The 7,333-nt window shown below is 41.1% G+C and carries 4 protein-coding genes; all 4 read left to right on the forward strand.

Annotated features, from left to right (window positions below):
• From nuoL to EAL49_RS07620, 4 genes are read left to right on the forward strand one after another with little or no spacing between them, the layout of a single operon-like run.
• On the forward strand, positions 1 to 1,839 hold the full coding sequence (gene nuoL, locus EAL49_RS07605) for an NADH-quinone oxidoreductase subunit L (RefSeq protein ID WP_120829677.1): 1,839 nt from the start codon (positions 1 to 3) through the stop codon (positions 1,837 to 1,839).
• A 3-nt stretch (positions 1,840 to 1,842) separates the two neighbouring features.
• Positions 1,843 to 3,381: an NADH-quinone oxidoreductase subunit M gene (locus tag EAL49_RS07610; protein WP_120829678.1), complete on the forward strand. Its 1,539-nt coding sequence runs from the start codon at positions 1,843 to 1,845 to the stop codon at positions 3,379 to 3,381.
• Positions 3,368 to 4,846 (forward strand): NADH-quinone oxidoreductase subunit NuoN, encoded by a 1,479-nt coding sequence (gene nuoN / locus EAL49_RS07615; protein WP_120829679.1) that lies wholly within the window; start codon positions 3,368 to 3,370, stop codon positions 4,844 to 4,846. Before EAL49_RS07610 ends, nuoN begins: the two co-directional genes overlap by 14 nt.
• The gene (locus EAL49_RS07620) at positions 4,836 to 7,241 is read left to right on the forward strand and encodes a DUF7494 domain-containing protein (RefSeq protein WP_120829680.1); all 2,406 of its coding nucleotides are present in this window, start codon (positions 4,836 to 4,838) and stop codon (positions 7,239 to 7,241) included. Before nuoN ends, EAL49_RS07620 begins: the two co-directional genes overlap by 11 nt.
• The last annotated feature ends 92 nt before the right edge of the window (positions 7,242 to 7,333 follow it).

The following is a 7,333-nucleotide window of genomic DNA, read 5'->3' on the forward strand; positions in this document are numbered from 1 at the left end:
ATGCAATATTCTTCTTTGCTGTCAGTGGTGTTGTTTTTGCCTTTAATCGGTGCAATTTATGCGGGGCTGTTTGGGGCTAAAGCTAAAGCGTTGCATGTGGGCGTTTTCAATTCTTTGTGCGTGCTGGTTTCTTTAATTGGCGCAGTAGTTCTTTTCATTCAAGCATGGCATCATCAAAGCTATGAAAAATATTTGTTTGACTGGATCGTGGTAGGGAATTTTAAAGTGGGCTTTTCTCTCATGCTGGACAATATCAATGCAGTCATGATTGTCGTGGTCACTTTAGTTTCTTTCTTAGTGCATGTGTATTCTATAGGCTATATGGAGCATGATACAGGGTTTAACCGCTATTTTTCCTACCTTAGCGGCTTTGTGTTTTCCATGTTGGTGTTGGTGTTGAGCGATAATTTCTTAGGGCTTTTCATTGGTTGGGAAGGGGTGGGGCTATGCTCTTACTTGCTCATTGGCTTTTGGTATCATAAAAAAAGCGCAAATGACGCTTCTATTGAAGCCTTTGTGATGAATCGAATCACGGATTTAGGCATGCTTATGGGGATTATTTTGATCTTTTGGAATTTTGGCACCCTCCAGTATAAAGAAGTCTTTAGCATGCTCAATAACACCGATTATTCCATGCTCTTTTTCATCAGCGTGTTTCTTTTCATTGGCGCTATGGGGAAGAGTGCTCAATTCCCTATGCACACATGGTTAGCCAACGCTATGGAGGGGCCTACGCCGGTGTCCGCTCTCATCCATGCAGCGACGATGGTAACCGCTGGGGTGTATCTAGTCATTAGAGCCAATCCCTTGTATAGCGCGGTGTTTGAAGTGGGTTATTTCATCGCATGTTTAGGGGCGTTTGTGGCTCTTTTTGGAGCGAGCATGGCTTTAGTCAATAAAGATTTAAAACGCATTGTGGCTTATTCCACGCTTTCTCAATTAGGCTATATGTTTGTAGCGGCCGGTCTTGGGGCTTATGCGATCGCGCTTTTCCACCTCTTCACGCATGCGTTTTTCAAATCCCTCCTTTTCTTAGGCTCAGGCAATGTCATGCATGCGATGGAAGACAATCTAGATATTACTAAAATGGGCGCTTTATACAAGCCTATGAAAATCACAGCGATCTTTATGATTATAGGTTCAGTGGCTTTGTGCGGGATCTACCCTTTCGCAGGATACTTTTCCAAAGACAAGATTTTAGAAGTGGCTTTTGGGATGCACCACCACATTTTATGGTTTGTTCTTCTAATTGGGGCGATCTTTACCGCTTTTTATAACTTCAGGCTCATCATGCTGGTGTTTTTTGCACCCAAACAGCACGAAATCAACCACCCCCATGAGGCCAAAAATTTCATGCTTTTAAGCATGCTACCCTTAGGGGTTTTAGCGGTCATTGCTGGGTTTTTTGAAGAGCCGTTTTTTCATTTCATCTCTCAAGTGATCCCTAGCGTTGGAGAGTATCTAGTCCCGCTCGCTCTTTTAATCAGTATCACCACCATAGTGGTGTTATTGAGTATCGCCTATGCCATATTTAAATATAAAAATGGTATCACTTCCAAAAAAGAGGGGGGCTTTTTATACAAGCTCTTGCTCAACCAATACTATATCCCACAACTTTATCAAGGGATTGCAAAAGTTTTTAGCGCTATCGCTTCATTCTTGCACCAGGTCGTGGAATTAAAGATCATTGATGCGGTAGTGGATACTATAGGAAGAAGCGTTTTTGTTATAGGGCGTGTGTTTAGGATCAGTCAAGACGGGAATTTAACTTCCATGCTGCGCTTCATGGTGGTTGGGGTTTTAATCTTATTAGCGTTTGTAGCTTTTTTTGGGAGATAAGAAATGCAGTTTTTACATGCGCATCTTTTAAGCGTGGTGATCTTTTTCCCCATGCTGAGCGCGCTATTAGCGTTCTTTATGAGCGATCAAGCGAGTAGGGCGTATGCGATTGTCATCGCTTTGATTGAATTGTTATTGATCTTGTTGTTGTGGCATGGGTTTGATATTCAAAAAGCAGGCATGCAGTTTGAAGAAATGAAGGAATTAGTCTATCAAATTGGCGTGAATTACCATGTGGGCGTTGATGGCATCGCGCTCTTTTTGTTACTCTTAAACGCTATCGTGGTGTTATTGTGCGTGATTTATGTCAAAGAGCGTCGTAAAGACTTTGCGATTTGTCTTTTATTGCTAGAGGGGATTTTAATGGGCGTGTTTTCTTCTCTCAATATGATCTTTTTCTACGCTTTTTGGGAAATCTCGCTCTTGCCGGTCTTATACCTCATCGGTCGTTTTGGCCGTAACCATAAAATCTATTCTGGCATGAAGTTTTTCCTCTACACCTTTTTAGCGTCGTTATGCATGCTCTTAGGCATTTTATATATTGGGTATGACTATGCGAATAATTACGGCATGATGAGTTTTGACATTTTAGACTGGTATCAATTGAACTTTTCTAGCGGGGTTAAAACCTGGCTCTTTGTGGCTTTCTTAATAGGGATTGCGGTTAAAATCCCGCTCTTTCCCTTACACACATGGCTGCCTTATGCGTATTCTAACGCCCCTACTTTAGGCTCTGTCATGCTTTCGGCCTTGCTTTCTAAAATGGGGACTTACGCTTTATTACGCTTCTTACTCCCGCTTTTTCCTGAGCTTTCAGAAATTTATTTAACCCCCATAGCCATTGTGGCGCTATGCATGATCATTTATGGAGGTTTTCTAGCCTACGCTCAAAAAGATTTAAAAACCCTCATCGCTTATAGCTCGTTCTCGCACATGGGAGTCGTGGTGCTTGGGGTTTTTTCTTTCAATGTTGAGGGGGTTTCAGGGGCGGTGTTTATGATGTTTGCACATGGTATTATCGTCATGGGATTGTTTTTGCTCGCTGGTATCTTGGAAGAGCGTGCCAGCAGTTTAGAAATCGCTCGCTTTGGATCCATCGCTAAAAGCGCTCCTGTTTTTGCAGCCTTTTTTATGATCGTTTTAATGGCGAATGTGGGCATGCCTTTAAGCATTGGCTTTGTGGGAGAGTTTTTAAGCTTATTAGGGTTTTTTGCCACTTACCCTCTTTTAGCCATCATTGCCGGAACAAGCATCATTCTCTCAGCGATTTACATGCTCACTTCATACAAAGATGTCTTCTTTGGCAATTTGAAAGCCGGGAACAATCAAATAAGCGTGTTTGAAGATTTGAACGCTCGTGAGGTAGGGGTTTTAAGCGTGATTTTAGCTTTGATTTTAATTTTAGGGGTTTATCCTAAAATGCTTTTAAAACCGATTGAGCAAGGTTCTAAGCAGCTTTTAGAGGTGATAGAAATCCGCTCGCTCCCTTTTTTAGGTTCATTGGATACTAAGATAAAAGAGGTCTCTTATGTTAATAGATAGTCTCCACATCTCTTTTGACAGCTTTAATTTTGAGAGTATTTTACCCATGCTGGTGTTGGTGTGTGGGGGGATTTTCACGCTCTTAATCAACGCTTTCACTTCCAGGTTTTCACGCAATTTGAATGTGTTTTTATGCATGCTCTTTTTGGTTTTGGATTTTTTGGTGGTTTTAGGATTAGAGGAGCAAGAAAACGCCTTTTTTGGGTTTTTGAGCTTGGACGCTCTCTCGCTCATCTCTCAAAGCATTGTCTTGATTTCAGCCTTTTTGCTCATTTTCTTAGCCCTTTCAAAAGAGCGCTTCAACGAATTTCAGACCGCTGAATTTTATTCCCTATACTTGTTTATTGCCGCTGGCTTTCAGTTTATGGTTTCAAGCAACCATTTATTGTTAATCCTTATTGGGTTAGAGACAGCGTCCTTACCCCTTTGTGTGTTAATGGCGTTGAGCGATAAACGCTACGGCTTAGAAGCGGGGATCAAATATTTCACTATGGGGGCGATGGCGAGCGCGTTTTTTGCTATGGGGGCTATGGCTTTCTATCTCCTCACAGGGAGCTTGAATCTTGAAGTCATTACCCTATACCTACACACTGAAGGCGTTACAAACCCCATGCTCTTTGCGATGGGCACTATTTTTTTGATTGGAGCGATTGGCTTTAAGGTTTCTTTAGTGCCTTTCCATACCTGGATGCCTGATGTGTATGAGGGCAATAACCCGGTCTTTGCGAGCTATATTTCCATTGTGCCTAAAATCGCTGGCTTTGTGGTAGCGACTCGCCTTTTTGGGGCGTTTATAGACACTCGCATCGCTTGGGTAGAAGACATTTTTTATGTTTTGATCCTTATGACTATCACCATCCCTAATTTCATTGCTTTATGGCAAGAAGATGTCAAAAGAATGCTCGCTTACAGCTCCATTTCGCATTCTGGGTTCGCTTTAGCATGCGTGTTTATCCACACTGAAGATAGCCAACAGGCGATGTTTGTTTATTGGTTCATGTTCGCCTTCACTTACATTGGGGCTTTTGGCCTTTTATGGCTCTTAAAAAGTCGGGAAAAAACATGGGATGAACGCTACGATCACCCTTATTCCAAATTCAACGGCCTTATCAAAACCCACCCTTTAGTGGCGATCTTGGGCGCTATTTTTGTTTTTGGGCTTGCAGGGATCCCGCCTTTTAGCGTGTTCTGGGGGAAATTTTTAGCCGTTGAAAGCGCTTTAGAGAGCAATCACATTCTTTTAGCGGTGGTGATGTTAGTTAATAGCGCGGTGGCTGCGTTTTATTATTTCCGTTGGCTCGTAGCAATGTTTTTCAATAAGCCCTTACAAACCCAAGGTTACGCTCAAAGCGATATTTACACCCAAAACGCTACCATGCCCATTTATGCGGTCATTATTGCTATGGCGTTAACATGCTTGTTCTCTGTGTTTATGATGCGAGGGCTTTTAGAGTTTGTGGCTTAAGTCAAAAATCTTTCTTTTAATGGGCTTGCTCTCCCATTCGCTCAACGCCTTAAGTCTCACGCTCACGCAAGGCAAAGAAGGGGGGGAAGATTTTTCGGTTTTAACCTTACGACACAATAAGGCGTTTTCTTGTTTTTATACCAATGAAAAACCGCCAAGCGGGATTGAAGCGTCTTTATCCATTATACACGCTAAACGCCCCATAGAATGCGTGATAGACTCCATCCCTAAGGAGGGTTTTACCCCTTTAGAAAACGCTTTTTTCAATATCACCTATTCTATGCGCCAACAACAATTCATTTTACACATCAAACCCAAAGTGATGCGAAGACTCACCCTTTTTTCTTTTGATAGGGATTATAAAAAAGCGATCCCCCTTTTTGTGGAAAACGATCCTAAAGCCAGAATGTGGCAAATCATAGGCTATGATCAAAATATCCCTTTTTTGAGCGAAAAAGACAACGCTCAAAAAGGCTTGAATTTCCCCATTGTCATTAAAGACGCTCAAACCCCTATCATTCAAGAACTGGATGTGAATAACAAACCCCTACTCACCACAAAGGGCTATGATTTAAACGCTTATTTAGAGGCTAAAAAACAAATGGATTCGCAAGCCTATTTTGACGCTTTACGCACGATCAGCCGCGCGTTTAAAAACTACCCTCAAACGATGTTTAAAAAAGATCTGTATTTATTAGAAATTATCGCATTAGGCCAATTAGGCATTAAAAAATCCTTACTCATAGATATTGGCACCAAGTGGATTAAAAATTACCCGACCGATCCCAATATCCCTGAAGCGCTATACTATGTCGCCAAAGCTTTAGATGAAAACAACAATTACAAACAGGCCATGCGCTATTACAAACGCATTCTTTTAGAATACAAAAATTCCCGCTACGCGCCCTTAGCCCAAATGCGTTTAGCCATTGAAGCGGCTGAAGGCTCTGATTTGAGCAACGCTAACATGCTTTTTAAAGAAGCTTTTTCTAACGCCAAAGACAAAGAGAGCGCGAGTGAAATCGCACTTAATTGGGCTGAAGCAGAGATAAACTATCAAAACTTTAATAACGCTAAATACCTCATTGATAAGGTGGTCCAATCCAACCCTGATTATATTTCTACGCATAGCGAATCAGCCCTAGACTTGCTCAAGTTATTGAAAAAAAACCAGATGAATGCAAGCGCGATTGAGATCGCTCACTTGCTCCTTAATCAAGACGATGACTTGAAAGCTAAAGAGCAAGCGCTCTATGATTTAGGGGCGTTGTATGCAAGGATCAAGGACTTTAAGAACGCCCACCTTTACAACCTGCAATATTTGCAAGATCATGCGGAATTGGATAAAGCTTCTGTCGTTAGGGCGCGCGATGAAAAAGCCCTTTTTTCCATGGAGGGGAACACGCAAGAAAAAATCGCCCACTATGACAAAATCATTCAAAATTTCCCTAATTCTAATGAAGCCCTAAAGGCTTTAGAATTGAAAGCCCAACTCTTGTTTGAAAATAAGCGTTATGCTGAAGTTTTAGGCATGCAAAAAAATTTGCCTAAAGATTCTCCTTTGATCCAAAAAACGCTCAATATCCTTGCTAAAACCCCATTAGAAAATCATCGTTGCGAGGAAGCCTTAAAATATTTATCCCAGATCACAGCCTTTGAATTTACCCCCAAAGAAGAAATCCAAGCCTTTGATTGTTTGTATTTCGCATCGCTCAAAGAAAAAGCGCAAATCATTGCCCTAAACGCTTTAAAAGCGGCTAAAACCCCTAGCGAAAAATTAATATGGCTTTATCGTTTGGGGCGTAATTACTACCGCTTAGGGGATTTTAAAAATTCCACTCTGGCTTCTAAAGACGCTTTAATCCTCGCTCAAAGCTTGAACAAAAAAGAATTTTATGATATTGCTTTTGTTTTATTTTCAGATTACATGCAAAACAATGAAAAAGAATTGGCGCTCAATCTGTATGCGTTTTTAGAAAAGCATTTCAAAGACGATAAACGCATGGCGCTGGTTTATTTTAAATTGCTAGAAAATGAAAAAGACCCTAAAAGCGTCAAAATTTATGCCACAAGCTTACTCAAACTCCAAGACGCTTACAAGGACTATTCTTACACGCCCTTTAGCGAATTTGCTCTCATTGACGCTTACAGAACCACCAAAGACTATTCAAAAGCGTTAGAGACGCTAGACAAACTTTTAGATCGCAGGCTTTCTTTAGAAGATCACCAAAAAGCCCTATACTTGCAATCCAGCTTACTGGATCTAACCAATCAAAAAACAAAATCTAGAGCCAGTTTAGAAAAATGCGTTCAGTTAAAACAAAAAGATCAAACAAACGCATGGCAAAATTTATGCGAACAGGGTTTAAATTTATTCAAAAACAAGGAGTCATGACATGGACATTAGCATTTTTAGAGAATACGATATTAGAGGCATTTACCCCACCACTTTAGACGAAAATACGGCTTTTAGTATCGGCGTGGAAT

It is taken from the genome of Helicobacter pylori (assembly GCF_003637665.1).
Lineage (GTDB): Bacteria > Campylobacterota > Campylobacteria > Campylobacterales > Helicobacteraceae > Helicobacter > Helicobacter pylori_CK.